The 25,514-nt window shown below is 72.8% G+C and carries 25 protein-coding genes and 1 pseudogene; 13 read left to right on the top strand and 13 right to left on the bottom strand.

All coding sequences use genetic code 11. From position 1 onward, the window contains the following. Positions 1-11 precede the first annotated feature (11 nt). The 4 genes from ACZ67M_RS05715 (at position 12) to ACZ67M_RS05730 (ending at position 4,924) form a co-directional block, all read left to right on the top strand. Entirely contained in the window at positions 12-1,376 is a 1,365-nt protein-coding gene (locus ACZ67M_RS05715) for an ABC transporter substrate-binding protein (protein WP_467322806.1), read from the top strand. 177 nt (positions 1,377-1,553) lie between these two features. Then, positions 1,554-2,864 carry a pectate lyase family protein gene (locus ACZ67M_RS05720; protein WP_469849656.1) on the top strand — a complete coding sequence of 437 codons (1,311 nt, stop codon included), beginning with the start codon at positions 1,554-1,556 and terminating at the stop codon, positions 2,862-2,864. 17 nt (positions 2,865-2,881) lie between these two features. Beyond that, positions 2,882-4,009, top strand: coding sequence for a pectinesterase family protein (locus tag ACZ67M_RS05725; RefSeq protein ID WP_469849658.1), 1,128 nt, complete (start codon positions 2,882-2,884; stop codon positions 4,007-4,009). A 117-nt stretch (positions 4,010-4,126) separates the two neighbouring features. Beyond that, positions 4,127-4,924: an HAD family acid phosphatase gene (locus ACZ67M_RS05730; RefSeq protein ID WP_392103506.1), complete on the top strand. Its 798-nt coding sequence runs from the start codon at positions 4,127-4,129 to the stop codon at positions 4,922-4,924. Positions 4,925-4,934: 10 nt separating this feature from the next. Here ACZ67M_RS05730 and ACZ67M_RS05735 read toward each other — a convergent pair whose 3' ends face one another. The 6 genes from ACZ67M_RS05735 to ACZ67M_RS05760 all read right to left on the bottom strand — a co-directional run bounded on the left by ACZ67M_RS05735 (position 4,935) and on the right by ACZ67M_RS05760 (position 10,084). Next, positions 4,935-5,642, bottom strand: a complete 708-nt coding sequence (locus ACZ67M_RS05735; protein WP_469849659.1) for a hypothetical protein — start codon at positions 5,640-5,642, stop codon at positions 4,935-4,937. After that, a complete protein-coding gene (locus tag ACZ67M_RS05740) occupies positions 5,639-6,202 on the bottom strand; it encodes a SigE family RNA polymerase sigma factor (protein WP_469849660.1) in 564 nt (187 codons plus the stop codon). Before ACZ67M_RS05740 ends, ACZ67M_RS05735 begins: the two co-directional genes overlap by 4 nt. Before the next feature lie 70 nt (positions 6,203-6,272). Continuing rightward, a complete protein-coding gene (locus tag ACZ67M_RS05745) occupies positions 6,273-7,727 on the bottom strand; it encodes a peptidoglycan D,D-transpeptidase FtsI family protein (RefSeq protein ID WP_469849661.1) in 1,455 nt (484 codons plus the stop codon). A 64-nt stretch (positions 7,728-7,791) separates the two neighbouring features. Beyond that, positions 7,792-8,451 carry a hypothetical protein gene (locus ACZ67M_RS05750; RefSeq protein ID WP_469849663.1) on the bottom strand — a complete coding sequence of 220 codons (660 nt, stop codon included), beginning with the start codon at positions 8,449-8,451 and terminating at the stop codon, positions 7,792-7,794. Positions 8,452-8,836: 385 nt separating this feature from the next. Next, a complete protein-coding gene (locus ACZ67M_RS05755; RefSeq protein WP_122614809.1) occupies positions 8,837-9,307 on the bottom strand; it encodes a GNAT family N-acetyltransferase in 471 nt (156 codons plus the stop codon). Between the two features lie 3 nt (positions 9,308-9,310). Continuing rightward, positions 9,311-10,084: an IclR family transcriptional regulator gene (locus tag ACZ67M_RS05760; RefSeq protein ID WP_122614808.1), complete on the bottom strand. Its 774-nt coding sequence runs from the start codon at positions 10,082-10,084 to the stop codon at positions 9,311-9,313. Positions 10,085-10,196: 112 nt separating this feature from the next. Between ACZ67M_RS05760 and ACZ67M_RS05765 the strand changes: the two genes are divergently transcribed. From ACZ67M_RS05765 to ACZ67M_RS05785, 5 genes are all read left to right on the top strand, one after another. Continuing rightward, a complete protein-coding gene (locus ACZ67M_RS05765) occupies positions 10,197-11,726 on the top strand; it encodes an aldehyde dehydrogenase (NADP(+)) (RefSeq protein WP_469849665.1) in 1,530 nt (509 codons plus the stop codon). A gap of 105 nt (positions 11,727-11,831) precedes the next feature. After that, the gene (locus ACZ67M_RS05770) at positions 11,832-12,440 is read left to right on the top strand and encodes a DUF1349 domain-containing protein (protein WP_392018365.1); all 609 of its coding nucleotides are present in this window, start codon (positions 11,832-11,834) and stop codon (positions 12,438-12,440) included. A gap of 37 nt (positions 12,441-12,477) precedes the next feature. Beyond that, positions 12,478-12,981, top strand: coding sequence for a GNAT family N-acetyltransferase (locus ACZ67M_RS05775; RefSeq protein WP_361365953.1), 504 nt, complete (start codon positions 12,478-12,480; stop codon positions 12,979-12,981). A gap of 76 nt (positions 12,982-13,057) precedes the next feature. Continuing rightward, positions 13,058-13,783 carry a DsbA family oxidoreductase gene (locus ACZ67M_RS05780; RefSeq protein WP_469849667.1) on the top strand — a complete coding sequence of 242 codons (726 nt, stop codon included), beginning with the start codon at positions 13,058-13,060 and terminating at the stop codon, positions 13,781-13,783. 47 nt (positions 13,784-13,830) lie between these two features. Continuing rightward, on the top strand, positions 13,831-14,925 hold the full coding sequence (locus ACZ67M_RS05785) for an aminotransferase class V-fold PLP-dependent enzyme (protein ID WP_469849669.1): 1,095 nt from the start codon (positions 13,831-13,833) through the stop codon (positions 14,923-14,925). A 65-nt stretch (positions 14,926-14,990) separates the two neighbouring features. On the opposite strand, the gene thpD is transcribed toward ACZ67M_RS05785, so the two are convergent. The 5 genes from thpD to ACZ67M_RS05810 form a co-directional block, all read right to left on the bottom strand. After that, positions 14,991-15,890 (bottom strand): ectoine hydroxylase, encoded by a 900-nt coding sequence (gene thpD, locus ACZ67M_RS05790; RefSeq protein WP_469849750.1) that lies wholly within the window; start codon positions 15,888-15,890, stop codon positions 14,991-14,993. Between the two features lie 3 nt (positions 15,891-15,893). After that, on the bottom strand, positions 15,894-16,292 hold the full coding sequence (locus ACZ67M_RS05795; protein WP_121746346.1) for an ectoine synthase: 399 nt from the start codon (positions 16,290-16,292) through the stop codon (positions 15,894-15,896). 89 nt (positions 16,293-16,381) lie between these two features. Further along, positions 16,382-17,653, bottom strand: coding sequence for a diaminobutyrate--2-oxoglutarate transaminase (gene ectB, locus ACZ67M_RS05800; RefSeq protein WP_355832837.1), 1,272 nt, complete (start codon positions 17,651-17,653; stop codon positions 16,382-16,384). Positions 17,654-17,789: 136 nt separating this feature from the next. Beyond that, positions 17,790-18,302, bottom strand: a complete 513-nt coding sequence (gene ectA, locus ACZ67M_RS05805) for a diaminobutyrate acetyltransferase (RefSeq protein ID WP_307011072.1) — start codon at positions 18,300-18,302, stop codon at positions 17,790-17,792. A gap of 330 nt (positions 18,303-18,632) precedes the next feature. Then, complete coding sequence (locus ACZ67M_RS05810; RefSeq protein WP_469849670.1) at positions 18,633-19,760, bottom strand: pyridoxal-phosphate-dependent aminotransferase family protein; 1,128 nt, start codon at positions 19,758-19,760, stop codon at positions 18,633-18,635. A gap of 166 nt (positions 19,761-19,926) precedes the next feature. Between ACZ67M_RS05810 and ACZ67M_RS05815 the strand changes: the two genes are divergently transcribed. From ACZ67M_RS05815 to ACZ67M_RS05825, 3 genes are all read left to right on the top strand, one after another. Beyond that, the gene (locus ACZ67M_RS05815) at positions 19,927-20,472 is read left to right on the top strand and encodes a hypothetical protein (protein WP_469849671.1); all 546 of its coding nucleotides are present in this window, start codon (positions 19,927-19,929) and stop codon (positions 20,470-20,472) included. A gap of 9 nt (positions 20,473-20,481) precedes the next feature. Then, entirely contained in the window at positions 20,482-21,573 is a 1,092-nt protein-coding gene (locus ACZ67M_RS05820) for an amidohydrolase family protein (protein WP_161327293.1), read from the top strand. Positions 21,574-21,759: 186 nt separating this feature from the next. Further along, entirely contained in the window at positions 21,760-22,716 is a 957-nt protein-coding gene (locus ACZ67M_RS05825; protein WP_469849672.1) for an SCO1860 family LAETG-anchored protein, read from the top strand. A gap of 421 nt (positions 22,717-23,137) precedes the next feature. Here the strand turns inward: ACZ67M_RS05825 and cobC are convergent, their stop codons facing one another. Together cobC and ACZ67M_RS05835 are read right to left on the bottom strand one after the other, a co-directional pair. Beyond that, complete coding sequence (gene cobC, locus ACZ67M_RS05830; RefSeq protein WP_469849674.1) at positions 23,138-24,226, bottom strand: Rv2231c family pyridoxal phosphate-dependent protein CobC; 1,089 nt, start codon at positions 24,224-24,226, stop codon at positions 23,138-23,140. Positions 24,227-24,248: 22 nt separating this feature from the next. After that, a pseudogene (locus tag ACZ67M_RS05835) lies at positions 24,249-24,713 on the bottom strand (cobalamin biosynthesis protein); the annotation flags it as partial. 71 nt (positions 24,714-24,784) lie between these two features. On the opposite strand from ACZ67M_RS05835, the gene ACZ67M_RS05840 reads away from it, so the two are divergent. Continuing rightward, on the top strand, positions 24,785-25,513 hold the full coding sequence (locus ACZ67M_RS05840; RefSeq protein WP_361365973.1) for a ZIP family metal transporter: 729 nt from the start codon (positions 24,785-24,787) through the stop codon (positions 25,511-25,513). Position 25,514: the final 1 nt, after the last annotated feature.

The following is a 25,514-nucleotide window of genomic DNA, read 5'->3' on the forward strand; positions in this document are numbered from 1 at the left end:
AGAGCCGACCAATGAGGATCAGCATGCTCAGCAGCAGAGGCACACGCAGGCGCCGGACGTCCGCCGCCGTCGCCCTGGGCGCCGTACTCGCGCTGACCGCCACCGCCTGCGGTGACGACGGCAGCGGGACCGGCGGCGGCAAGGGCGCGGAGGGCAGCGGCAAGGGGAAGATCGTCTTCTGGGACAACAACGGCGGTATCCGTACGGCCGTCTGGAAGGAGATCATCGCCGACTTCGAGAAGGCCAACCCGGACATCGACGTGGAGTACGTCGGGATCGCCGCCACCGAGTACCAGTCCAAGGTCGACACCGCCATCCAGGGCGGGGGCCTGCCGGACGTCGGCGGCGTCACCGCCTCGATGCTCGCGGGCTTCTCCGCCCAGGGCGCGCTGGAGCCGCTGGACGGGCGGCTCGCGAAGTCCTCCCTCAACGGGCAGCTCAACAAGGACATGGTCGAGTCCCTGAAGGCGGCCGGCGGCGGCGACGGCACCCTGTACTCGGTGCCGACCTCCGCCAACAACGGCGTCCTCTACTACCGCACCGACCTGTTCGAGAAGGCCGGGCTGGAGGAGCCGACCACCTGGGACCGCTTCTTCACGGCCGCCCAGAAGCTCACCAACGCCGGCAAGAACGAGTTCGGCTACACCATCCGCGGCGGCTCCGGCTCCATCGCCCAGGCGTTCGACGCGATGTACGGGCAGTCGGGCATCACCTCGTTCTGGGACGCCGACAAGAAGAAGACCACCGTCAACGACCCGAAGAACGTCGCGGCGCTGGAGAAGTACGCCGCCCTCTACAAGAAGGTCACGCCGGCCGCCGACGTCAACAACGACTTCGCCAAGATGGTCGCCCAGTGGGACACCGGCACGATCGGTCTGCTCAACCACAACCTCGGTTCCTACCAGGACCACGTGAAGGCGCTCGGGGCCGACAAGTTCCGCGGCATCCCGCAGCCGGTCGGCCCCGGCGGCAAGCGGGTCCAGGTGTCCAACCCGGTCGACGGGCTCGGCGTGTTCAAGAGCTCCAAGAACAAGGAGGCGGCCTGGAAGTTCATCGAGTTCGCCACCTCGAAGGAGCAGAACTCGAAGTTCAACGAGTCGGCCGGGCAGGTGCCGTCCAACACCGGGGCCGGGGAGGACGCGTGGATCCAGAAGGCCGAGCCGACGAAGCTGGCCGCTGAGGCGCTGAACGACGGGTCGACGACGATCGTGCAGCTGCCGTACTACCTGCCGGACTGGAACACGCTGTCCAAGTCGGAGAGCGAGCCGGCGTTCCAGAAGGTGCTGCTCGGGGACATGAGCGCGAAGTCGTTCCTCGACGACCTGGCCGAGAAGCTGAACGCTGCGCAGGCCGACTGGGTGGCGCAGGCGGGTTAGTTCATACCGAGCTTCGCCGTGGGGCGGCCCGTTGTATTCGGGGTGCGGGCCCTCCCCGGCTGGGCGCGCCCACGCGACGGAGTCGCTCATCGAAACAGCCCCGCGCCCCTGGGGGGTTGGTCCGCCCCCCGCCGCAAGGCCCTGGTGTGTCACCTCAACAACAAGGAGAGCCGCACTGTGAAACTGCGCCGAGTCGGCCTGCTGGCCGGCTGTACCACTCTCGTGCTGACCCTGACCGCCGCCACCGCCCAGGCCCGGCCCGGGCATCATCCTCCGCGCGATGCCGCCCGGCAGACGCTGCCGGCCAAGGACGGGTGGGCCTCGGCGGGGTCCGGGACCACCGGCGGGGCCGCCGCCGAGGCCGCCCGCGTCTTCACCGTGACCGACTGGGACGGGTTCCGTGCCGCGCTCGCCGTCGAGGGCACCGCGCCGAGGATCATCAAGGTGAAGGGGACCGTCGACGCCGTCGCCGCGGGATGTGACGCCTTCGCCGCGCCCGGCTACGACTTCGACGCCTACCTGGAGAAGTACAGCCCCGAGAACTGGGGCAGGGAGACCGACCTGAGCGCCGAGCCCGACGACAGTCCCGAGGGGCTGCGCCGTGCCTCCGCCGCCCGGCAGGACCTGGCCGTCAAGGTGGAGGTCCCCTCCAACACCACGATCATCGGCGTCGGCCGCGACGCCGGTCTCAAGGGCGCCAGTCTGCAGATCAAGGGAGTGGACAACGTCATCGTCCGCAACCTGACCTTCGAGAGCCCCGTGGACTGCTTCCCGCAGTGGGACCCCACGGACGGCGACAAGGGCAACTGGAACTCCGAGTACGACAGCGCCGTCGTGTACGGATCGACGCACGTCTGGCTGGACCACAACACCTTCACCGACGGCGACCACCCCGACAGCGCGGCGCCCACCTACTTCGGCATGCTCTACCAGCAGCACGACGGCCAGCTCGACGTCGTCCGCGGCGCCGACCTCGTCACCGCGTCCTGGAACGTGTTCACCGAGCACGACAAGACGATCCTGATCGGCAACAGCGACAGCGAGTCCACCGCCGCCGGCGACCGCGGGCACCTGAAGGTGACCTTCCACCACAACCTGTTCAAGAACCTCGTCGAGCGCGCCCCCCGGGTGCGGTTCGGGCAGGTCGACGTCTACAACAACCACTTCGTGGCCCGCGAGGACTACGCCTACAGCTTCGGCGTGGGCAAGGAGTCCCAGCTCGTCGCCGAGCACAACGCCTTCACGCTGCCCGACGGCGTCAGCGCCGCGAAGGTGCTCAAGCGCTGGAACGACGCGCCGCTCACCGCCGCGCACAACCGCGTCAACGGCCGCACCGTCGACCTGATCGCCGTGCACAACGCGGAGATCCCCGAGGAGACCCTGCGCTCCGGCGCCGGCTGGACGCCCACCCTGCGCACCAAGGTCCTGCCCGCCTGGGCGGTCCCGTTCGCCGTGGACCACGGCGCGGGCGCCGGACGCCTGCGCTGACCCGAAGGAGCATCCGCATGCCCAGACCCGCCCTGTCCCGCAGGGGATTCCTGGCGACGACCGCCGGCGCGGGCGCCGCCCTCGGCCTCACCGCCCGCCCCGCCGCCGCCGGCCCCCGAAACCACCCGCGCCCCTTCGGCCGCCACGGCTCACCGGCCGCCCGGCGCTCCCCGAAGACCCTGTACGTCGACCCGCACGGCCGCGGCGACTTCACCTCCGTGCAGGACGCCGTGACCGCGGCCGCGGGGAGCGGCTGGACGCTGGTCCTCGCCCCCGGCACCTACCGCGAGACGGTCCTGCTCGACATCGACCGCACCGAGGCGACCTGGATCGGTGCCTCCGGGGATCCGCGCGACGTCGTCATCGTGTACGACAACGCGGCCGGCACCCCCAGACCGGACGGCTCCGGCACGTACGGCACCAGCGGGTCGGCCACCACCACCCTGCGCGCCGACGGCTTCACCGCCCGCCACCTCACCTTCGCCAACGACTGGCTGCGCGCCGACCACCCCGGCGTCACCGGCACCCAGGCCGTCGCGGTCAAGGTCCAGGGCGACCGCTCCGCCTTCCACCACTGCCGCTTCCTCGGTCACCAGGACACCCTCTACGCCGACAGCCGCGACCTCTCCCACTTCGCCCGCCAGTACTACGCGCACTGCCACGTCGAGGGCGACGTCGACTTCGTCTTCGGCCGGGCGACCGCGGTGTACGAGCACTGCGACTTCCGCACCCTGGACCGCACCGACCTCGGCGCCGCCCCCTACGGCTTCGTCTTCGCGCCGTCCACGGCGGGCGCCAACCCGCGCGGCTACCTGGTGACCGGCGGCCGCGTCGACAGCGAGGCCCCCGACGGCCACTACAAGCTGGCCCGCCCCTGGGTGCCCAGCTCCGACGGCACCGCCCGGCCGATGCTCACCGTGCGCGAGTCCCGCCTCGGCCCGGGCATCGACGCCCGCGCGCCCTACGCGAACATGCGGGACGAACACCCCTGGCAGCGCCAGCGGTTCCGGGAGTACCGCAACACCGGGCCCGGCGCCGCGGTGACCGTCCCGGAGAACCGGCCCCGGCTCACCCGCGCCGAGGCGGCGGCGCACACCCGGGAGGCGTACCTGGGCGACTGGCGGCCGTACCGGCGCAGGACCTGACGGGCCCAGCGGGTCCGGCACTTGACCCCGCTTGACGCGAATTTTGCCAGGTAAAGGGGCGCGGATCCGGCCACGGGTCTCGCGCCCGCCCGGGTGACGCGCGTAGAAACATGTGTCATGCATAAACCACTGCGCCTCGCGACCGTCACCGCCGCCTGCGCCGTCGCCGGTGCCGTCCTGTACGGCACGGGCGCCGCCACCGCCGGCCAGTCCACCGCCAACTCCACCCACGAGCCCTACAACATCGGGCAGCTGGCCAAGGACATCGACGCCTACTACGGCACCACCCTCGACGCCGACGGCGTCTACCAGGCATCCCCGGACAGCCCGTACGCCGCCGACCTGGCCCGGGCCGACGCCGCCGCGAGGAAGCAGATCGACCGGGCGGCCCGCACGGCATCCCACCGGCACACGAAGCCGGCCGTCGTCTTCGACATCGACGACACGCTTCTCCTCAGCCTCGACTACGAGAAGAAGAACAACTACGGCTACGACAGCGCCACCTGGGCCGCCTACGTCGACCGCGCCGACCGTCCCGCCGTCCCCGGCAGCCCCGGACTCGTCCGCTACGCCGAGAAGAAGGGCGTCGAGGTCTTCTACAACTCGGGTCTGGGCGAGGACCAGCGCGACGCCGCCGTGCGGAACCTGAAGAAGGTGGGGGCCGACGTGAACCTCGACGCCGCCCACATGTTCCTCAAGGACAAGGCGCACCCGCCGTCCTACCTGGCCCACTGCGCCACCCCCGGCACCTGGACCTGCACCACCGTGCAGTACAAGGCGGGCACCCGCCGGCACATCGAGCGTGACCTCGGGTACGACGTCGTCGCCAACGTCGGCGACCAGTACTCCGACCTCCAGGGCGGCTACGCGGACCGCACGTACAAGCTGCCCAACCCGACGTACTTCGTCGAGTAGCGCGAGGGCGTCAGCCGCTCTCGCGTGGCGCGAAACCGCCCTCCACCGAGTGGCGTCCGGACGCCGCGGTGGCCGTCGCCGAGTAGCGGTCGCCGCGCGCGTCCCGGCCACCGCGCTCGTGGTTGTACTGCCCGGCGAACATCCACTCGCCCGCCGGGACGGTGCGGCCCGGCTCGAGGGTCCACCGGTAGACGAGGAAGCCGTCCCGTTCCCCGGCCGTGAACGTGAAGTCGGCCTCCGGCAGCGAACGCCACGCGCCCGTGGAGGTGACCGAGCCGGTCTGCGCGACCCGCAGTTCGACGGTGAGCGCGGTCAGCGGAGCGCTCGTCCTCAGGGTGATGTTGCTCTGCGCCCAGAACTCGTTGCTGTGCGGGTCCACCGCGCCGGCCGACCACAGCGGCCCGGGCTCCCGCGGCCCGGGCTCCCGCGAACCGGGCGGGGCGGCGACCGAGCGCGGTGCGGGAGCGTCCCCGTCCACCGTCGACGCGGCCAGGGAGCCGCCGGCCACCAGCACACCCGCCACCGCCACGGTCGCCCCGGCCACCCGCGCCCAGCCCGGCAGCGCACGGGGCGGCCGACGGTGCCCGGGGGTGTCGTCCCCGGCCGCCATGCCGCGCTCCACCCGGGCCAGGATGCGCGTCCGGTCCGGCTCGTGCGCCCCGGCCGCCCGGCGCAGCCGGGCGCGCAGCTCCGCGCCGGCGTCCCGCCGCCCGGTCATCCGGCCCCTCCCGCGGCCTCACCGCCGCGCGCGAGCGCCGCGCGCACCTGCCGAGGAGCGGCCCGGGTGCCGAGCAGCCGCTGGAGTTCGGCCACGCCCTTCGAGGTCTGGCTCTTGACCGTGCCCACCGAGACGCCCAGGGCGAGCGCCGTGTCCCGCTCGGAGAGGTCGAACCCGTGCCGCAGCACCACACAGGCCCGCTTGCGGAACGGCAGCCGGCGCAGCGCCTCCCGCACGTCGACCACCCCGGCGACGTCCGGGTCCTCCGTCCGCTGCTCGCGCTGCGACCAGAACAGGGCGGCCCGTCTGCGCTCGCGCACGGCGGCACGGATACGGGAGCGGGCCAGGTTGGCGACGACACCGCGCGCGTACGCCACCGGGTGGTCGGCCGCGCGCACCCGGTCCCAGCGGTGCCACAGGGCCAGCAGGGCGTCCGCCGCGAGGTCGTCGGCGGCGTCCGGCTCGCCCGTCAGCAGCTGGGCGAGCCGGGCCAGTTCGGCGTAGTGGAGTTCGAAGAAGGCGTGGAACTCCGCGGCGTCGTCGTCGTCGGCTCTTCCCACGGGCGGGCTCTCCTCGCAGCGGCTTCCCGGCGTCGAACACCGTACGGCAGACCGAACCCGCGGGGGAGGGTCAGCTCTTGAGCGCCGCCTCCATCATCGCCTTGGCCACCGGGGCCGCCAGGCCGTTGCCGCTGACCTCGGAGCGGGCCGCGTCGGACTGCTCGACGATGACCGCCACGGCGACCTCCTTGTCCGAGGAGTCGGACTTGGCGTACGACGTGAACCAGGCGTACGGCGTCTTGCTGTTGTTCTCGCCGTGCTGGGCCGTGCCCGTCTTGCCGCCCACCGTGGCGCCGGCGATCTGCGCGTTCGACCCGGTGCCCTTGTCGACCACGGTCTGCATCGCCGACTGGAGCTGCTCGGCGGTGTCGGAGCCGACGATCCGCTTCGAGTCCGCGTCGGAGTGGTCCTCCAGGGTGTCGCCGCCGCTGTCGGTGACCTGGGACACCATGTGCGGGGAGACCAGCTCGCCGCCGTTGGCGAGGGCCGCCGAGACCATCGCCATCTGGAGCGGGGTCGCCGTCACGTCGAACTGGCCGATGCCCGTGAGGGCGGTCGACGAGCTGTCCATGTCCTTCGGGTACACGCTGGTGTACGCCCGGACCGGCACGTCCTGCGACTCGTCGTTGAAGCCGAACTTCTCCGCCATGGCACGCAGCTCGTCCTGGCCGAGGTCGACGGCCATCTTCGCGAACACGTTGTTGCACGAGTACTGGAGCGCGGTGCGGATCGTGGCGTTCTCGCAGGGCGCGTTCGGGTTCTCGTTGGACAGGTCCGTCGTGGTGCCCGGCAGCCGGTAAGGGTCCGGGCTGTCGGTCTTCTCGTCCACCGACCCGTACAGCCCGTTCTCCAGCGCGGCGGCCGCGACGACCAGCTTGAAGGTGGAGCCCGGCGGCAGCGGCTGGCGCAGCGCGCGGTTGGTCAGCGGCTTGTCCGGGTCCTTCGTGAGCTTCTCCCAGGCCTCGCCCGCGGTGTTGGCGTCGGTGAGCGACGTCGGGTCGTACGAAGGGGTCGACACGACCGACAGGATCCTGCCCGTCTTCGGGTCGATCGCGACGGCGGCGCCCTTCGTCTCGCCCAGGGCGTCGAACCCGGCCTTCTGCACGGCCGGGTCGATGGTCGTGACCACGTTCCCCGGCTCGGCGCGCTTGTTGGTGATCGTGTCCATGACGGTCTTGAGCCGCGGGTCCGTGCCGTTGAGCACGTCCTGGTAGACGCCCTCCAGCTGGGTCGGCGCGTACGCCTGCGAGGCGTAGCCCGTCACGGCCGCGTACAGCTTGCCGTTCTCGTACGTGCGTTTGTGAGCGAGGTCGCTCCCCTCCGTGGACGCCGAGCCGGTGACCGACCGGCCGCCCACGATGATGTTCCCGAGCGGCTCCGCGTACGTCTCGATCGCGTTGCGCCGGTTGTCCTTGCTGTCCGCGAGCGCCCGGCCCTCGTAGAACTGCACCCAGGTCGCCCTGATCAGCAGAGCGAACACCAGGAGCAGCGTGAGGACCGATGCGCGCCTGATCGTCTTGTTCATCCCGCTGACAGGACGAACGGCCCGGGGCCGATCGTTCCATGTGCCCCGTTTTCTCATCGTCCGTTCATGTGGCCCCTCTGGTGAAGCCGGCGTCGTAGGCCCGGATCACCGCCTGGGTCCGGTCCCGGCTGCCGGTCGGGCCGAGCAGCGCGGGCGCCCAGCGGGCCAGCAGTGCGCCGCAGACGGCGGCGCACCCGGCGAGCGCGACCAGCATCGCGGCGCCCGCGACCGGCGCGAGGGCGAGCGACCAGGTGTGCCGGAGGACACCGGGCAGCCCCGCCCGGTCGTCCCGCAGCGCCGGAACGAACGGCAGCGCCATCAGCGCGACCGCGAACGGCGGCACCGCGAGCGACATCCCCGCGACGACGCCACCGCAGCCCAGGTGCAGTGTGAAGCAGGCCGCCGTGCGCCCCTTCTCGCCCCTGGTGCGGGCGGGCCCGTGGGCGAGCCGGTCCGGCCCGACCCCGCACAGCGACCGCACGACCCCGGACTCCAGCGGCCGGGTCAGCGGGAACAGCGAGGTGACGGCGGCCGGCGGCAGCCCGACGGCGAACGAGGCCAGTTGCAGGCGCAGCGACCCGAAGACGTCCGCGTCCCCGGCGACCGGGCCGACGACGACCGAGCCGACCAGGACGTACGGCACGGCGAGCGCGCCGCCGAGGATCAGATGGATCCACCGCAGCCGCGCTCGCCGCCCGAACAGCAGCCCGGCCAACGAGGTCACGGCCGGGTGCCGGGGGCGGCCGACCGCCGGGCGGGGAAGTGGGCACCGCCCGACGCGAGGAGCGGGCCGACGGCCGTCCGGCCGGCGTGGGCGAGCGTCCTCGGCGCTGTCGGCCGGTCGGCGGGATCCTCCGCCGGGTGACCATGATCGTCGCCGATGGTGTCTCGCTCCTGCCGGACAGCCGTGTGATCGAGCCGGAGCCGGAGCCGGAGCCGGAACACGGCCGTCGCCCGCAGCGGCCCGCGAGTCCGGATGGGCCCCGGCGACGTGGCGGCCGGTGAGGGCGTGGGTGCGAACGTCCGCGTCATGCCTCCACGATCCCGTGCGGACACCCCGGGCACATCACGCGCGGCGACGATCCGTCTCCGCCGCGCGGCGGAGGGGGTCAGTGCGCGAGGTGGAGGACGACCTCGTCGATCTCCTCGCCCCGCGCCGTCGCGAAGCCCCTGGCCCGGGCGGTCGTCTCGAAGCCGCACTTCTCCAGCACCCGCCGCGACCCGGCGTTGTCGGCCGCCGCACGGGCGTACAGCGGGCGGTCCGGCACCTCGGCGAGCAGGGCCCGCAGCGCGGCCGTCGCCACCCCGCGGCCCCAGTACGCCCGGTCCACCCAGTAGGTGACCTCGCGCTCGCCCGGCTCCCCGTACACCGCCGCGCTGCCCACGACGTCACCGTCGCCGAGGATGGTCCGCACGATGTCGGCGGAGGCCCGGATCCTGCTCCAGTGGGCCGCGAACGCGTCCCAGTCGGCCGGGTCCTTCGGCGTGAAGGCCGCCATGCGCAGGGCCTCGGGATCGTTCATCTGCCGGAAGAACACGGGCAGATCGCTGTCGTGGACGTCGCGCAGTGCGATGAGCATGGCTCAGAGCCTACGCGTGGCCAGTGTCAGCCGGTCCCGGGCGTCGAACAGCGCGTCCTTCACCATCTGTTCGTGCGCGGGCGTCAGCCGCGCCACCGGCACCGAGCAGCTGATCGCGTCCCGCGCGGGGGTGCGGTAGGGCACCGCCACGCCGAAGCAGCGCAGCCCCAGCGTGTTCTCCTCGCGGTCCACGGCGAAGCCCTGTTCCCGCACCAGGCGCAGCTCCTCGATGAGCTTCTCCCGGTCGGTGATGGTGTGCTCGGTGAGCGCGGGCAGCGTCTGCGGCAGCATCTTGCGGACCTGCTCGTCGGTGTAGGTGCTCAGCAGCGCCTTGCCCAGCGAGGTCGAGTGCGCGGGCAGCCGCCGGCCGACCCGGGTGAACGGCCGCAGGTAGTGCTGCGACTGCCGGGTGGCCAGATAGACGACGTTCGTGCCGTCCAGGCGCGCCAGGTGGATGGTCTCCGTCGTGTCGTCGGAGAGCCGGTCCAGCGTCGGCCGCGCCGCCGCGACCACCTCGTCGCCGTCGATGTACGAGGTGCCGACCAGCAGCGCCCGTACGCCGATGCCGTACCGCGTGCCCGTGGCGTCCGTCTCCACCCAGCCCAGCTCCACCAGCGTGCGCAGCAGCATGTAGAGACTGGACTTGGGATAGCCGACGGCCTCCTGGACCGACGCGAGGGAGTGCATACCGGGGCGTCCGGCGAAGTATTCGAGCAGTTCAACCGTCCGCACCGCGGACTTGACCTGCGCTCCGCCCCCCGTCTCGCCAGCCGACATCGCCCTTGACCCCTTCGTTCGCCGGGAAATAGTCTCGAACAGCATATTCATCAGCAGAGACAGCGTTCAGTATATCGAACGGTCGGATGCAGAGCACGTGGAGGGACCCGCGGTGGCAGCAGCACCAGTCTGGAGTGTCGACCCCCGTACCGGGAAGCAGCGTGAACAGGTCGCGGTGGAAGCCACCGCCCACGAGGTGGACGACGCCGTCCGCGCCGCGCACGCCGCCCGCGGCGCCCTCGCGGACCGTACCGTCCGCGCCGCCTTCCTGCGCGGCGCCGCCGACGAACTGAAGGCCGCCGAGGGCACCCTGGTCGAGGTCGCCGACGCGGAGACCGCGCTCGGCCCGGTCCGGCTCACCGGCGAACTCGCCCGCACCTGCTACCAGCTGCGCGCCTTCGCGGACATCGTGGACGAGGGCGAGTTCCTCGGTGTCGTGGTCAACCACCCCGACGACACCGCCACCCCGCCCATCCCGGACCTGCGCCGCTACAAGGTGCCGCTCGGCGTCGTCGCCGTCTACTCGGCCTCCAACTTCCCGTTCGCCTTCTCCGTCCCCGGCGGCGACACCGCCAGCGCCCTCGCGGCCGGCTGCCCGGTCGTCGTCAAGGCCCACCCCGACCACCCGGCCCTGTCCGAACTGGTCGCCAAGGTGCTGCGCCGCGCCGCCGCCCGGCACGGCATCCCGGACGGCGTACTCGGCCTGGTGCACGGTTTCGAGGCCGGCATCGAACTGATCCGGCACCCGCTCGTCGCGGCGGCCGGCTTCACGGGCTCCGTCCGCGGTGGCCGCGCGCTCTTCGACGCGGCGGCGGCGCGGCCGGTACCGATCCCCTTCCACGGCGAGCTGGGCTCGCTGAACCCGGTCGTCGTCACGGAGGCGGCGGCCGCCGAGCGGGCGGACGCGATCGGCGCGGGCCTGGCAGGCTCGATGACCCTGGGCGTCGGCCAGTTCTGCGTGAAGCCGGGCCTGGTCCTGGTGCCGGCGGGCGCCGCCGGTGACGGCCTGGTCAAGACGCTCACGGACGCGGTCAGCGACACCGACGCCGGGGTCCTGCTCGACCACCGCATGCGGGACAACTTCGTCGCCGGCGTCGCCGAGCGCGCGGCACTGCCCGACGTTGAGTCGCCGGTGACGCCGGGCGCGGGCGGCGAGCACACCGTCGCCGCCGGGTTCCTCACCGTGCCGGCCGCGCGGCTCGCGGCGGAGGGGGAGCACGATCTGCTCCTTGAGGAGTGCTTCGGGCCGGTCACCGTGGTGGCCCGCTATCAGGACGAGGACGAGGTACGGGGCGTGCTGTCGCGGCTGCCGGGCAACCTCACGGCGACCGTGCAGCTCTCCTCCGCAGAGGTCGCGGGCGAGGGGAGTGGTGCCGAGCTGCTCGGTGCGGTGACGCCGCTGGCGGGGCGGGTGCTGGTGAACGGGTGGCCGACGGGGGTCGCCGTGGCGGCGGCTCAGCATCACGGGGGGCCGTACCCCGCGACGACGTCGACGTCCACGTCGGTGGGCGGGACGGCTGTGGAGCGGTGGCTGCGGCCGGTGGCGTACCAGGGGGTGCCGGAGGCTTTGCTGCCGGCCGAGCTGCGGGACGGGAATCCTCTGGGGCTGCCTCGGCGGTTCAACGGGGTGCTTGAGCGGTAGCGCCGCGGGGGTGCGGGTTTCGTCGCGGGGTGCTGCGACGTCGTGGCTGGTCGCGCAGTTCCCCGCGCCCCTGAGTGTCTCCACCCGATCGGAGAGAATCAGTACATGGACATCGCGCTTCCCGAACTGCCCTTTCCCCTCCGCCCCTACGGACCCGACGGTGAGTGGTCCTACGAAGGTGGTGTGCTCACCGGGGTGGCGGGGGCCCGGCAGGACCGGTTCGTCACGCCGACCGGGGAGGCGCTGGACACCCCGTCCGACGCGCCCCGGCTGCTCGGCGCGCCCGACGGGGACTTCCAGCTCGTCGCCCGGGTCACCGTCGGGTTCAAGGGGGCCTTCGACGCCGGGGTGCTCTACGTGCACGTCGGTGAGCGGGCGTGGGCCAAGCTGTGTCTGGAGTACTCGCCGGACGTGCCCACCGTCTGCACGGTGGTCACGCGGGGTCACTCCGACGACTGCAACTCCTTCACCGTGGACGGGAGTTCCGTCTGGTTCCGGGTCAGCCGCAGCGGGCGGGCCTTCGCCTTCCACGCCTCGCTCGACGGCGAGCGCTGGACCTTCGTCCGGCTTTTCACGCTCGGCGACGCGGAGGAGACCGGTGCGGCCCTGGTCGGCTTCCTGGCCCAGGCGCCGACGGGGGAGGGCTGCGTCGTGACGTACGACCGCCTGGAGTTCCGGCCGGGCTGGCCGGCGGACCTGCGCGACGGCAGCTGACGCAACCGGAGGGGTGGTCGCGCGCGTCCTGCGGTGCATGATCAGCGAACGTGTGACCGGAAACAGGGTGATCCGCACCGTCCTGCCCGCCGAGGCCGAGACCGTCGCAGCCCTGCACGCCAGGGCCCGGGCGACGTACTACCCCGACGGGTTGCCCGAGGACGGTCTCGACTGGCCGGCCCGCTGGCGCACTACCGTGGAGCGGGCCGACGGGCACGTGCTGTGCGCGGTCGAACAGGGGCGCATCGCCGCCATCGCCTCGTTCCGGGTCCCGGAGGACGGAGCGGCGGACACGGTCAAGCTGTTCCAGTTCCACGTCGACCCCGACCACTGGCGCGCCGGCCTCGGCACCGCACTGCACGCCGCCTGCGTCGAGCAGTGGCAGGCCGACGGCCGGCGGGCGGCGGTGCTGGACGTGCACGTCGACAACCGGCGGGCGCAGGCCTTCTACGCCCGCCTGGGCTGGGTCCCGGACCCCGAGAACCCGCCCGCCGAGGGCGACCACCACCTGTTCCTGCGTTTCCGGGTGCCCGGGGAATGAGGTCCGCTGCTTGAACGTTCACGTATGGGCGCGGAGAGGGCCTCCGCACCCGTACGACCTGGAGAAGAGCCGAGACATGCGCGTCGAGATCTGGAGCGACATCGCCTGCCCGTGGTGCTACGTGGGCAAGGCCCGCTTCGAGAAGGCGCTGGCGGCCTTCCCGCACCGGGACGGCGTAGAGGTGGTCCACCGGTCGTTCGAGCTGGACCCCGGGCGGGCCAAGGAGGACGTGCAGCCGGTGCTGACGATGCTCACCGCCAAGTACGGCATGAGCGAGGCGCAGGCGCGGGCCGGTGAGGACAACCTCGGCGCGCAGGCCGCCGCCGAGGGCCTGGACTACCGCACTCGCGACCGCGACCACGGCAGCACCTTCGACATGCACCGGCTGCTGCACCTCGCCAGGGAACGGGGCCGCCACGACGCCCTGCTGGACGCCTTCTACCGGGCCAACTTCGCCGAGGAGCGCTCCGTCTTCAACGACGACGAGCGGCTCGTGGAACTGGCCGTCGCCGCGGGTCTGGACGCCGACGAGGCCCGTGCGGTGCTCGCCGACCCCGCCGCCTACGCCGACCACGTCCGCGCCGACGAGCGCGAGGCCGCGCAGCTCGGGGCCACCGGAGTGCCGTTCTTCGTGCTCGACCGGGCCTACGGCGTCTCCGGCGCCCAGCCCGCCGAGGTCTTCGCCCAGGCGCTGACGCAGGCGTGGGGCGAGCGCACCCCGCTGAAGCTGATCGACGACGGCGGCGCGGAGGCGTGCGGTCCCGACGGCTGCGCGGTGCCGGGGGCCGAGAACCCCAGGTGAGGGCCCGTACATAAGCGTTGCTTGGAGAAACCGCGTAGAAATACGCAATGGACGGGGAGGTCACGGGGCCGCACAGTGGTGCCATGGAGAGCTTCGAGAATCTCGTCCGTGCCGAGTTCGCCCCGAAGACCACGTACCTCAACACCGCCAGCACCGGCCTGCTGCCGGCCAGGTCCCTCGTCGCGATGCGGGACGCGGCGGCGTCGGCCGCGGCCGGGCAGCCGCTCGACATGTTCGCCGGCGTCGAGGCGTGCCGGTCCGCCTACGCCCGGCTCGTGGGGGTGCCCGCCACCCGGGTCGCGGCCGGTGCCTCGGTGGCCACCTACAGCGGCCTGGTCGCCGCCGCGCTGCCCGCGGGCGCCGAAGTCCTCACCGCCGAGGCCGACTTCGCCTCGCTGGTGAACCCCTTGTACATGCGGGACGACCTCAAGGTGCGCGCCGTGCCCCTGGAGCGCCTCGCCGAGTCGGTGGGCCCGGACACCGCGCTCGTCGCGGTCAGCTCGGTCCAGTCGGCCGACGGGCGGATCGCCGACCTCGCGGCGGTGCGGGACGCGGCCCGGGCGCACGGGGCGCGGACGCTGATCGACGTCTCCCAGGCGAACGGCTGGCTGCCGACGGCCGCGGACGACTTCGACTTCGTGGTCGCCGTCGCCTACAAGTGGGTGCTCTGCCCGCGCGGCGTCGCCTTCCTCGTCGTACCGGAGGACCTGGGGGTGTCGGCCGGGCTGGCGCCGCTGTTCGCCGGATGGGCGTCGGGGGAGCACCCCTGGGACAGCTGCTACGGCCCCGTCCAGGAGCTGGCGCACTCGGCCCGGCGCTACGACGAGAGCCCCGCGCTGTTCTCGTACACCGGCGCCCGGCACTCGCTGGCGCTGATCGAGGAGCTGGGCGTGGACGCCGTGCACGCCCACGACACCGGTCTCGCCGACCGGTTCCGCGCGGGGGTGCTGTCGCTGGGCCACGAGCCGGTGGCCGCGCCGGGCTCCGCCATCGTGTCCGTGCCCGGCCTCGGCCGGCGCAGGGACGAGGTGAGCCGGGCCGGCGTCGAGGTCTCCGACCGGGCGGGCAACCTGCGGGCCGCCTTCCACCTGTACAACACGGCGGCCGACGTCGACCGGCTGCTGGACGTGCTGGCCGGCTGAGAACACGCATCGGGCAGGAGCCTCCCGTCCCACACAAAAGGCCCCTGCCCGAGTTCAGACGCGGGTCACCTCACCGGGGTGAAGTCCCGCGCGCCGATGAACTCCGGCCGCCGGATCGGTGCCGCGAACGGCTCGACGGCGGTGTTCTCGACGCTGTTGAAGACGATGAACACGTTGCTGCGCGGGAACGGCGTGATGTTGTCGCCCGATCCGTGCATGCAGTTGCAGTCGAACCAGGTCGCCGAACCGGCCTTGCCGGTGAACAGCTTGATGCCATACTCCGAGGCCATGCTCGTCAGGGCCTCGTCGGACGGTGTCCCCGCGTCCTGCATCATCAGGGACTTCTTGTAGTTGTCCTTCGGCGTGGCCCCCGCGCACCCGAGGAACGTCTTGTGCGACCCCGGCATGATCATGAGACCGCCGTTGGTGTCGTAGTTCTCGGTGAGCGCGATCGAGACCGAGATCGTCCGCATGTTCGGCAGGCCGTCCTCGGCGTGCCAGGTCTCGAAGTCCGAGTGCCAGTAGAAGCCGCTCGCGCCGAAACCGGGCTTGACGTTGATCCGCGACTGGTGGACGTAGACGTCCGAGCCGAGGATCTGACGGGCCCGCCCGACCACTCGTTCGTCCCGCACGAGGTTGGCGAAGACCTCGCTGATCTTGTGCACCTCGAAGACCGACCGGATCTCCTTGGACTGCGGCTCGACGATCGAGCGCTCGTCCGCGCGGATGGCCGGGTCGGAGGTGAGGCGCTCCAGCTCCCGCTGGTAGACCGCGACCTCGTCCGGCCCGATGAGCTGGTCGATGGCGAGGAAACCGTCGCGCTCCAAGGACTGGAGGTCACCCTGCGGGACGGGACCGGGAGTGTCGGGGGAGCCCCAGACGACCGGGTCCTGCCGGGGGGTTGCCACCTCGGTGGCGCCGCGGGTGGGATAGAGATCGGTGACGTTCGTGGTCATGGTCACGATGACTCACACCTCCTCGGTGAGCAGCGGGTAGACGCCGTTCTCGTCGTGGTCCTCCCGTCCGGTCACGGGCGGGTTGAAGACGCACAGGCAGTGGAAGTCCTCCTTGACCTTGAGCGTGTGCCGCTCATGGCCGTTGAGGAGGTACATCGTGCCCGGCGTGATGGTGTACGTCTTCCCCGTCTCGCGGTCGGTCAACTCGGCTTCGCCCTTGGTACAGACGACGGCCTCGATGTGGTTCGCGTACCACATCGACGTCTCCGTACCCGCGTACAGAATCGTCTCGTGGAGGGAGAAGCCGACCTTCTCCTTCGCGAGGACGATGCGCTTGCTCTCCCAGGTGCCGGACGCCGACTTCACGTGCCGGTCGGTGCCTTCGATCTCCTTGAACGAACGGACGATCACGGTGTTGCGATGCCTCCTAGGTGAAGGGTGTGCAGGGTCCCCGGCGCCCTCGGTCACGCGGGCCGAAGGCGCCGGAAGCAGTGGTGGTGTCAGGCCGTCTCACGCACGGCCCGGGCGAGGGTCTTCATGCCCTCGTCCAGCTCTTCGGGCGTGATGGTGAGCGCCGGGAGCAGTTTGACGACCTCGCTCTCGGGGCCGGACGTCTCGATGAGCAGCCCGAGCTCGAAGGCGCGCTTGGCGACCTTCCCCGCGCGGTCCTTGTCGTGGAACTCCAGGCCCCAGACCAGGCCGCGGCCCCGGTACTCCTTGACGTCCGCGAGGTTCTCCTCGGTGATGGCGATCATGTGCTGCTCGACCTGCTCACCGCGGGTGCGGGTCTGCTTCTCCATCGCCGACCCGTCGGCCCAGTACGTCTCCAGCGTGGCGGTCGCGGTGACGAAGGCCGGGTTGTTGCCGCGGAAGGTGCCGTTGTGCTCGCCCGGCTCCCAGACGTCCAGCTCCGGCTTGAACAGGCACAGCGACATCGGCAGGCCGTAGCCGCTGATCGACTTGGAGACGGTCACGATGTCCGGCGTGATGCCCGCCTCCTCGAAGGAGAAGAAGGCGCCGGTCCGGCCGCAGCCCATCTGGATGTCGTCCACGATGAGAAGCATGTCCTGGCGTGCGCACAATTCCGACAAGGCGCGCAGCCACTCGGGCCGGGCGACGTTGATGCCGCCCTCGCCCTGCACCGTCTCGACGATCACGGCGGCCGGCTTGTTCAGGCCGGAGCCCTGGTCCTCGAGCAGCCGCTCGAACCACAGGAAGTCCTCGACGGTGCCGTCGAAGTAGTTGTCGAACGGCATCGGCGTGCCGTGCACCAGCGGGATGCCGGCGCCGGCCCGCTTGAAGGCGTTGCCGGTCACGGCCAGCGAGCCCAGCGACATGCCGTGGAAGGCGTTGGTGAACGACACGATCGACTCGCGCCCCTTCACCTTGCGCGCCAGCTTGAGCGCGGACTCCACGGCGTTGGTGCCCGTCGGGCCCGGGAACATGACCTTGTACGGCAGGTCACGCTTGCGCAGGATGATGTCCTGGAACGTCTCCAGGAAGCGGCGCTTCGCGGTGGTCGACATGTCGAGACCGTGCGTGACGCCGTCCCGCTCCAGGTAGTCGATCAGGGCGCGTTTCAGGACCGCGTTGTTGTGCCCGTAGTTGAGAGAGCCTGCTCCGGCGAAGAAGTCGAGGTACTCGTGGCCGTCCTCGTCGTACATGCGGCTGCCCACAGCACGGTCGAACACGGTGGGCCAGCCGCGGCAGTAGCTACGCACCTCGGACTCGACAGTCTCGAAGACGCTGAGGTCGGGCTGGGTGATGGTCACGACGAATCGCTCCTCGTGGGGTGAGGGTGGGAGAGGAAGGTCGTACGAATCCGGCGGGAACCGGTGTGGTCCTCGGCGGGAAGTCTGGGGGGCCGGACGGGTCAGGGGGTGCCCGGCCGTCCGGGCGTCCGGCGGGTCAGCCGGCTGCGGTCAGGGGACCGATGCGGTACAGGACCTCGGGCTCGTGCGGCCCGTCCGGGAAGAGGTCCGTGTCGAACAGCACCTCGCGATCGAGCCGGGCACCGTGCCGCTCGGCGAACGAGGTGAACAACCGCTGGGACGCGGTGTTGTCGGGGGAGATGGTGGTCTCCAAGGTCGTCGTCGCGCACTCCGCGACAGTGCGGGCGACCAGCCCGTCGAGCAGAGAAGCCGCGAGCCTTCGTCCACGGTACGCCTCGTCCACGGCCACCTGCCACACCAGCAGCGTGTCCGGCCGGTCGGGCCGGATGTAGCCGGTGACGAAGCCGACCGGCACCCCGTGCCCGTCGCGAGCAACGGCCGAGGTGGCGGCGAAGTCCCGGCACCAGAGCAGGTAGCTGTACGACGAGTTCAGGTCGAGGGTCTTGGAATCCTTGGCTATCCGCCACAGGGCGGCGCCGTCGGCCACTCTCGGACGATCGATTTGCAGGTCTGCTTGCGCGGCAGTCATGCAAATTGAATTTACCGAGGGAATTTCAAAATTGCATCGCCGGACGGGGTTACGGATCGCTGCCTCGTGTGTTATCACGCGGGCGCGTACCTTCGCGCGAGCAGACGGCAACTTGTCATGATTTGACCCGGGCAAACGTCGCGAAGCGGACAGCATGTGTATCGGGTCACAATCTCGTAACCCATGCGCGACGTGTCCGAAATGCGTGGCTCCGCGTTCGCGAAATCTTTGTGTTTAGGTCAAGAGAAAGCGGGCAGAAGAATATGGGATCCTGTGCTGGACGGGAATTCTTCTATTGTGTAAGTGCGGGATAAGGGAATTCCCTTGAATTCATGCTCCGGAAAGGCCGGCTCGGACCGGCCGCTCCCAGGCGTCCCCGGCGGCCCGCCGGGCGCCCTCCGCATCGGCCTTCCGTCCCGCCTCCGCCAGCGCGGCACCCAGTGCCGTCAGGCAGCCCTGTACGGCCATGAGCGTCGCGTCCGGTCCGTAGTGGTTGACCCGGACCATCTCGCCGGCCAGCGCGCCCCCGCCCGCGGCCAGCGGCAGCGCGGGGTCGGCCGCCAGGGCCCGGGCCACGAGCGCGGACGCGTCGACGTCCGACGGCGTCCGCAGCGTCGTGGCGACCGGCGCCGCCTCCGTCGCCTCGTACACGTACGGCTCCAGGCCGCCCAGCGCGAGGGCGCCGGCCCGGGTGGCCGCCGCGGCCGCCGCGTGCCGGGCCATCACCGTCTCGGGACCCTCCGCCTCGATGCGCTCGACGCAGGCCTCCAGCGCGAGCATCTCCAGCTGGGCCGGCGCGTGCAGCAGCGCCTTGCGGCCGCCGTCGATCCAGCGCTCCTTCCAGTCCAGCAGCGAGAGGTACGACCGGCGCGGTGCCGCCGGGTTCGCCGCCATCCGCGCCCACGCCCGCTCGCTGACCGACACCGCCGAGACCCCGGCCGGACCGCCCATCGCCTTCTGCGCGCCGATCACGCACAGGTCCACGCCCCACGCGTCCGGCAGCACCGGCTCGGCGCCCACGGAGGCCACGGCGTCCAGGTAGAACAGCGCGCCCTGCGCCCGGACGGCCTCGCCGATCTCCGCGACCGGGTTGGTGTTGCCGGTCGCCGCCTCGGCGTGCACCAGCGACACGAAGTCGATCTCCGGGTGCTCCGCGAAGGCCCCGCGCACCTGCTCGGCGGAGACGGCGGTGTGGAACGGCACGGCGAGGTCGTGCACGGTCGCGCCGCAGTCCCGCAGCCAGTTCCCGAAGGTCTGCCCGTACGGCCCGGTGACGATGTTGAGCGCGACGGTGCCCGGCCCGGCGGCGGCACGGATCGCGCCCTCCAGCGGCAGCAGCGCCTCGCCCTGCATGACCACGACGTCCTGCGCGGTCCCGAGCAGACGCGCGACCCGGTCCTCGATCGCGGCGAAGCGACCGGCGGTCAGCGGGGGGAGGTCCAGGAGCGGGTGGGTCACGTCGGGCTCTCTTCGGTACGGGCAGGTGTACGGAACGTACGAGTCGAGAGTAACCATGACCTCTGCCACCACTCGCCACCGAGTCCATCCGTTGCGACACCCCCACGCCCGGAATTGTGGCTTCCGCTACAGCGGTGGGCGCCTTGGGGCTGATGAACTCCCCTCCGTGTTCGCTGTCTTGACGCTTCTCCTCGCCGCGGCGGCCACGGCCGCCGTCCTCGCCCGGACCACCCGGAACGGGGTGCGCCGCGACGGCACGTCGCCCGCCGCCGTCCCGCGACCGGCCGCCGCCTCCCCGGCCGCCGGCGCGCCGTTCCGGGTGCTCGCCGGGTGCGCCGCCGCCGGAGCCGTCCTGCTGTACGCCTGGGGCGCGCTGTGCGTGATCCTCGCGGTCGTGGAGGCGGAGGACGGTGGCACCGGCTCCGCGCCGCTGCGGCCCTGCCGCACGGACGCGCACCTGGAGCTGTCCGGGCGGATCGTCGGCTACTCGGTCTCCTGGCTGCCCCTCGGCTTCCGCTGCGAGACCGCCGACGGCGACGGCTACACGTCGGACGACGTCCCCGGCTACGTCAACCCGTGCACCGCCGTCCTCGCCCTGACCGCCGCGGCGGGCGCCGTCGCGGCCGGGTACGCGACCGAACCGCGGGCCCGGGCCGCGGCGCGCAGCGGTGGCGCCGACCGGCCTTCCGGACACCCCCGGGGCCCGGTTTAGGGTGCGGGCATGAGCGATCGCGCGGTGCTGCACGTCAAGGGTCGGGTGCTCGTCGGACCGGACGAGGTCCGCGACGAGGTGTGGGTGATCGACGGCCGGGTCTCCTACGACCGCCCCGCCGGTGCCACCGACGTCCGCACCGTCGAGGGCTGGGCGCTGCCCGGCCTGGTCGACGCGCACTGCCACGTCGGCCTCGACCAGCACGGCGCCGTCCCGGAGGACGTGGCCGAGAAGCAGGCGCTGACCGACCGGGACGCGGGCACGCTGCTCATCCGCGACGCGGGCTCGCCGTCCGACACCCGCTGGATCGACGACCGCGAGGACCTCCCGAAGATCATCCGGGCCGGCCGGCACATCGCCCGCACCCGCCGCTACATCCGCAACTACGCCTGGGAGGTCGAGCCGGACGACCTCGTCGCCTACGTCGCCCAGGAGGCCCGCCGCGGCGACGGCTGGGTGAAGCTGGTCGGCGACTGGATCGACCGCGACCTCGGCGACCTGTCGGCCTGCTGGCCGCGCGGCGCCGTCGAGGCGGCGATCGCGGAGGCCCACCGCCTCGGTGCCCGCGTCACCGCGCACTGCTTCGCCGAGGACTCCCTGCGCGACCTGGTCGAGGCCGGCATCGACTGCGTCGAGCACGCCACGGGCCTCACGGACGACACGATCCCGCTCTTCGCCGAACGGGGCGTCGCCATCGTGCCGACCCTCGTCAACATCGCCACCTTCCCCGCCCTCGCCGACGGCGGCGAGTCCCGCTTCCCGCGCTGGTCGGCCCACATGCGCCGACTGCACGAACGCCGCTACGACACCGTGCGCAGCGCCTACGACGCCGGTGTCCCCGTCTTCGTCGGCACCGACGCGGGCGGCGCCCTGGCCCACGGCCTGGCCGCGGCGGAGGTCGGCGAGCTGGTCACCGCCGGTATCCCGCCCCTGGAGGCCCTCGCCGCGACCACCTGGGCCGCGCGCAGCTGGCTCGGGCGTCCCGGCCTGGACGAGGGGGCGCCGGCGGACCTGGTGGTGTACGACGAGGATCCGCGCGCCGACGTGCGCGTGCTCGCCGCTCCGCGCCGGGTGGTGCTGAACGGGCGGGTCGTCGGTTAGCCGACGGGAGTGACGGCGGCGAACACCCGTGCCGGAAGATTCGAAAGGGTTCGCCAAAACTCCACGAAGGGGTGAAGTGACCCTGGATCGCTGACGGTTCGGCGTGCGCGGGGACATTCTTTCCGGGTCCCAAGCATGTCGCTCATGCGTGTCCCGCACGCATGTCTCACTGGGGGTCCCACCACCTTGAACGGCAACACCTTCCGCATGCCCGCACGCCGCCTCGCCACCGTCGCGGCGGCCACGGCCCTGGCCGCCGGTCCCGCGGCCCTGGCCGGCGCGGGCGCCGCCCACGCGACCGGTGACCACGGCCGCGCGAGCGCCACCGTGCTGCGCACCGGGCTCGACGTCTCCCTGCTCAACAAGACCGTGAACGTCCCGCTCGCGGTCACCCTGAACGAGGTGCGGGCCCCCGAGAGCGCCGAGAAGACCGCGCTGACGGCCCGCCTGGACGGCGTCGACGGCGGCAAGCCCTTCAGCGTCCTGCGCGCCGACGTGGCCGAGGCCGGGGCGACCGCGGACGCCGGGAAGAGCGAGGGCCGTACCAAGCTCGCCAAGGCGCGGCTCCACGTCCCCGGGCTGCCGCTGCTGTCGGTGATCGAGGTCGAGCAGGTCACCTCCAGGGCGACGTGCGAGGCCGGGAAGAAGCCGGTCGCCGAGGCCAACCTGCTGGGCGCCGTGACGGTCCTCGGCAAGAAGGTCACGCTGACCACGGCCGGGACGACGGACGTGAAGGTGCCGGGCGTCGGCGAGGTGCGGCTCGACCTGTCGAAGACCGAGACCACCTCCCGCACGGCCGCCGCCACCGCGCTCGAACTGAAGGTGTCCGTCAACCCGCTCGACCTGAACGTCGCCGAGGTGCACGGCACCGTCACCCTGGCGCAGGCGACCTGCGAGGCACCGACGGCGCCCGCGGACGATGCCGAGCAGCCCCCGGTGAAGGCCGAGGAGCCCCCGGCCGGCCAGGAGGCCGAGCCCGCCGCCGAACCGGCGGCCGACGCCAGGCCCCAGGGCGCCCGCGCCGAGGCCGACCTCGCCGAGACGGGCGGCAGCTCCGCGACCCCGTACGTCGCGGCCGGCGCCGCGGCCCTGGTCCTGGCGGGCGGCGGGGCGCTGGTCCTGGCCCGGCGCGGGCGCGGCTGACACGTCGGGGGCACGGCGGCACACGCGGCGACCGGGGTGCCCGGCCGCCGCGTGTTCCGCCGGGGCGGGCCCGGGGGAGGCGTACGCGCGGGGGAGGGGGCTCGTCGGCGCGCGTCCCGCCCGGCTCGAGCCCCGCGAGGGCGGGTCCGCTCCCGCGCCCCGCGGCCGGGGCCGTCACCTCGGGTCGGGGGCGTCTGGCCCGGGCCGGTATCGCTTTCGCGCGTCCCGCCCGGGTCCCACCCCGCGAGGGCGGGTCCGCCCCGCCGCCCCACGGCCGGAGCCGTCCCCCCGGGGCGGGGGCGTCAGGCCGGGGCCGGTATCGCCCTCGCGCGTCCCGCCCGGGTCGAACCCTGCGGGGGCGGGTTCCGCTCCCGCGCCCCGCGGCCGGGGCCGTCCCCCCCCCCCCCCGGGCCGGGGGGCGTCAGGCCGGGGCCGGTATCGCCCGTTCCAGGGCCCGCAGGAACCTGTTCGACGTGGCACGTTCCCGGACCGCGAGGCGGAGCCACTCCTCGTCCAGCCCGGGGAACGTGTCCCCGCGCCGCACCGCGAATCCGAGGCCGCGCAGCCGGTGGCGCACCGCGGCGGCGTGGGGGAGGCGGACGAGGACGAAGGGGCCCTCGGCGGGCTCGACGACCCGCAGACCGGCCCCGGCGAACTCCCCGAGCCCGGCGACCAGATGGGCCCGGTCCGCGGCGACGCGGTGGGCGGCGTGGGCCGCCTCCGCCAGCGCCCGCGGCGCCACACACGCCTCGGCCGCCGCCAGCGCGGGCGTGGACACCGGCCACAGAGGCTGCGCCCGCTCCAGCTCGGCCACCGTCTCCGGCGCCGCCAGGACGTAGCCGATGCGCAGCCCCGCCAGCCCCCACGTCTTGGTCAGGCTGCGCAGGACGACCAGCCCCGGTACGTCGACGCGCCCCGCCAGCGCCTCCCGCTCGCCCGGCACCGCGTCCATGAACGCCTCGTCCACGACCAGTGTCCGCCCGGGACGGGCCAGCCCCGCGAGCACACCCGCCGGGTGCAGGACCGACGTCGGGTTGGTCGGGTTGCCGACCACCACCAGGTCGGCGTCCTCCGGGACGGCCGCCGGACCGAGACGGAATCCGTCCGCGGCCCGCAGCAGCACCCGGTCGACCGTGTGCCCGGCATCCCGCAGCGCCGCCTCCGGCTCCGTGAACTGGGGGTGCACCACGACCGGCCGCCGCACCTTCAGCGCCCGCGCCAGCAGCACGAACGCCTCCGCGGCCCCCGCCGTCAGCAGCACCCGCTCCACCGGCAGCCCGTGCCGCGCCGCCACCGCGGCCCGCGCCGCCCGCCCGTCGGGGTAGGCGGCCAGCGAGCCCAGCGAGGCGGCCACGTGCTCGCGCAGCCACACCGGGGGCGTGTCCGCGCGGACGTTCACGGCGAGGTCCACCAGCGCCGAGCCGTCGTCGCGTACCTCGGCGTCCCCGTGGTGCCGCAGGTCGTGGCCCAGGGTTCCCGGCTCAGCGCGCATGGGAGTGTGCGTGTCCATACGCGTGATGGTGCCGCACCCCGTCGTCCGCCCCGGCGCCCGGGTCCGCCGTCCCGCGCCCGGACCGGCGTACCACCGCGCAGGTCGCCCGCGCCGGACGCGCCGCCGATCTGCGCTTGGGCACGAGGAGCGCTCCGCCACCCGCCAGCGCCGCCGCCTCGGCTACCGACGGGGTGCCCACGGCCGCCAACGCGGCACCGGAGGGATGGGGCACCCCGACCGCCGCCAGTTCCGCCGCGCCGTAGGTCACCAGCGGCACGCCCAGCCGCTCGGCGGCCCCGGCGATCCCGGGCTCCGCGGCCCTCGTGTCGAGGGTGGCCAGCTCCGTGACCGACGCGGCGGTCAGCCCCGCCTCGCCCAGTGCCAGCGCCACCAGCGCGAGCACCTCGTCGACCGGTACGCCCCGGGACGCGCCGACGCCGACGACGACCGACGGCGCGGGCCGCGCCGCACCTCCGGGCACGGAATCCGCTTCGGTTCCGCTCATCCTGCGCATCTTTACCGCCGTTGCCGCTGTCGTGCGCGCGTGAACGCGCCCTGATCGGATAGCAAGGGCCCATGGCGGTCTTCGTCGCGCTCGGCGCGTTCCTGATGACGCTGGCCGGCGGCTGGACGGCACAGCGCGTGACCGACCGGCGCCACCTGGTCCTGGGGCTGGCCGGCGGCCTGATGCTGGGCGTCGTCGGCCTCGACCTGCTGCCCGAGGCACTGGAGGCGGCCGGCGACGAGGTGTTCGGCGTACCCGAGGCGCTGCTGCTCTTCGTCGCCGGCTTCCTCCTCGCGCACCTGGTGGAACGCCTGCTGGCCGCCCGCCGCGCCGCGCACGGCGCCGACGAGCACGCGCGGCGCTCGCCCCAGGTGGGTCTCACGGCGGCCGCCGCGATGGTCGGGCACAGCGCGATGGACGGCGTGGCCATCGGCGCCGCCTTCCAGGTGGGCGGCGGCATGGGCGCGGCCGTGGCGATGGCGGTGATCGCCCACGACTTCGCGGACGGCTTCAACACCTACACGCTGACCAGCCTGTACGGGAACGCCCGCCGCCGCGCGATCGCGATGCTGGTCGCCGACGCCCTGGCACCCGTGGCCGGCGCGGCCTCCACCCTGCTCTTCACGATCCCGGAGGGCGCGCTCGGCGCGTATCTCGGCCTGTTCGGCGGCGTACTGCTCTACCTCGCCGCCGCCGAGATCCTGCCCGAGGCCCATCACGAGCACCCGGCCCGCTCGACCCTGCTGTGCACCGTTGCCGGCGCGGCCTTCATCTGGCTGGTGGTCGGCATCGCGGAGTGAG

The sequence above is a fragment of the Streptomyces sp. NPDC107500 genome (assembly GCF_055582785.1).

Coding starts and splice junctions, on each gene's coding strand:
- ACZ67M_RS05715 (WP_467322806.1), top strand. CDS start 12: ATGAGGATCAGCATGCTCAGCAGCAGAGGCACACGCAGGCGCCGGACG.
- ACZ67M_RS05725 (WP_469849658.1), top strand. CDS start 2,882: ATGCCCAGACCCGCCCTGTCCCGCAGGGGATTCCTGGCGACGACCGCC.
- ACZ67M_RS05730 (WP_392103506.1), top strand. CDS start 4,127: ATGCATAAACCACTGCGCCTCGCGACCGTCACCGCCGCCTGCGCCGTC.
- ACZ67M_RS05735 (WP_469849659.1), bottom strand. CDS start 5,642: ATGACCGGGCGGCGGGACGCCGGCGCGGAGCTGCGCGCCCGGCTGCGC.
- ACZ67M_RS05745 (WP_469849661.1), bottom strand. CDS start 7,727: ATGAACAAGACGATCAGGCGCGCATCGGTCCTCACGCTGCTCCTGGTG.
- ACZ67M_RS05755 (WP_122614809.1), bottom strand. CDS start 9,307: ATGCTCATCGCACTGCGCGACGTCCACGACAGCGATCTGCCCGTGTTC.
- ACZ67M_RS05760 (WP_122614808.1), bottom strand. CDS start 10,084: ATGTCGGCTGGCGAGACGGGGGGCGGAGCGCAGGTCAAGTCCGCGGTG.
- ACZ67M_RS05770 (WP_392018365.1), top strand. CDS start 11,832: ATGGACATCGCGCTTCCCGAACTGCCCTTTCCCCTCCGCCCCTACGGA.
- ACZ67M_RS05775 (WP_361365953.1), top strand. CDS start 12,478: ATGATCAGCGAACGTGTGACCGGAAACAGGGTGATCCGCACCGTCCTG.
- ACZ67M_RS05780 (WP_469849667.1), top strand. CDS start 13,058: ATGCGCGTCGAGATCTGGAGCGACATCGCCTGCCCGTGGTGCTACGTG.
- ACZ67M_RS05785 (WP_469849669.1), top strand. CDS start 13,831: ATGGACGGGGAGGTCACGGGGCCGCACAGTGGTGCCATGGAGAGCTTC.
- ectA (WP_307011072.1), bottom strand. CDS start 18,302: ATGACTGCCGCGCAAGCAGACCTGCAAATCGATCGTCCGAGAGTGGCC.
- ACZ67M_RS05820 (WP_161327293.1), top strand. CDS start 20,482: ATGAGCGATCGCGCGGTGCTGCACGTCAAGGGTCGGGTGCTCGTCGGA.
- cobC (WP_469849674.1), bottom strand. CDS start 24,226: ATGGACACGCACACTCCCATGCGCGCTGAGCCGGGAACCCTGGGCCAC.
- ACZ67M_RS05840 (WP_361365973.1), top strand. CDS start 24,785: ATGGCGGTCTTCGTCGCGCTCGGCGCGTTCCTGATGACGCTGGCCGGC.